Origin of the sequence: Pseudomonas sp. PA-4-8C (assembly GCF_021606625.1) — a bacterium.
GTDB lineage: Bacteria > Pseudomonadota > Gammaproteobacteria > Pseudomonadales > Pseudomonadaceae > Aquipseudomonas > Aquipseudomonas lactis.
In genome coordinates this window covers 1-1,360 of record NZ_WKCD01000536.1, presented here as the reverse complement: position 1 = coordinate 1,360, position 1,360 = coordinate 1, and the positions used below count along the sequence as shown (strand labels likewise).

Sequence of the window (1,360 nt, the reverse complement as noted above, 5' to 3'; positions counted from 1 at the left end):
ACGTAGGGAAACTCACATGCAAATGGCCTTTTATCATTGGATGTGGCTATTTATGAGGCCATTTGGGCTGAGGTCATAAACATTGCGCTTCCCTACGGAGCAGTGAGGACTGTTGCCGTTATAGATTTGGAATATGATTTTGAAGAGCCAGATCAGAAACATGCTCGAGGGTTATTAATTCGTTTGCCAGTCGTGAGACCTGCCCATTTTATTCGGGCAATTTATTATAAGGAGGCAAAAAAAGATGTGATTAGCGAGGATGCTAAGCGTGTAATGTTAGCAATAAGAAAACTTGTTGGTTTTCTGCCGCGACAGAGTTTCGCGAACAAGGCTAGTAGCTTAGATGAGCAACTTAGTTTAGGGATGGTGGAACTCGCATCGCGTTATGCTAAACAGTTTGCGGCGGCAAGAGCAAAACGAATATTCCATCAGAGCATCAGTGCGTCGAATTTAACTATAGATGGCGCGTGGATAGACTTGGCCGGTGCAACAGTATTTTCGAATAAGGTGTGGTGGGAAGGGTTCAATATTAAAAAATTTTTGAGGGAGTACGAACCAGCAATTGAGAGTATCCGAGATATGTGCTATTACTTGTTTAAATATAAGGTAGTGACAGTCGAGGTATCAAATGCCATGCTTGAAATGGCAATAAATAAATTCGAGAAAGATTACGAAGAAAGTTTGTCTACTTATAATGCGGCTCAAGCCGGATTTCCTTATGATCTGCTCAGTGTTTTGAAGGGTGATGATAGGTTTTTAAATTTTTCTAAATTAATGAATAAAGTTTTGGAGCGAGATCAGTATTCTTTGGCTTCGATTTTTACAACGGGCGGATGGGAAGGTGGGGAACATTGGGTTTCTGATATTTATAGAGGTCTTCTCAGCCGAAAAATTCCTAAGGTAAGGAGTTTTGAACTGTCGAGCGAGTTGGGAGTTGCATATGACGAGTTATTTGAGCTCGTATGGGAGAAGGCTGAAGATTTAGGTGTTAGTTATACTGCGTTTTGTAAGTTTTTGGCTATTAATGTTGTAAGGCTAAACAGGTGTGGTTTGTTGTTGGTTGATTTGCAAGATAAAGTCGCTCAGGTTCGCCAAGCGAAAGAAGTTGAAAGGCGGTGCGGAAAGTATGATGGGTTATTTGAAGATGCTATTGATATGGCATATTTGAATTATAGTTATGCTAAGGGGTTTCGAACCTTGTTCTGGAAGAATGGGGTGGTAGAGATTTTTTACGATGCATCAGTTGATTTGTTTTTTGCAAGTATTAAAGGAGGAAAAGAAGTTTCTGGAACGCTCTTGGCGTTAGTAAAGTTTGGTTTTTTGATGAGGGGTGCAATTTCTTTTTATGATGATGTTATAG

The 1,360-nt window shown here is 40.1% G+C and carries 1 protein-coding gene; it reads left to right on the top strand.

Features of this window, described 5'->3' with window-relative positions; all coding sequences use genetic code 11:
* Window positions 1–36: 36 nt before the first annotated feature.
* Window positions 37–1,360: hypothetical protein (locus tag GIW04_RS30755; protein WP_236479612.1), on the top strand; the 1,324-nt coding region annotated here is incomplete at its 3' end.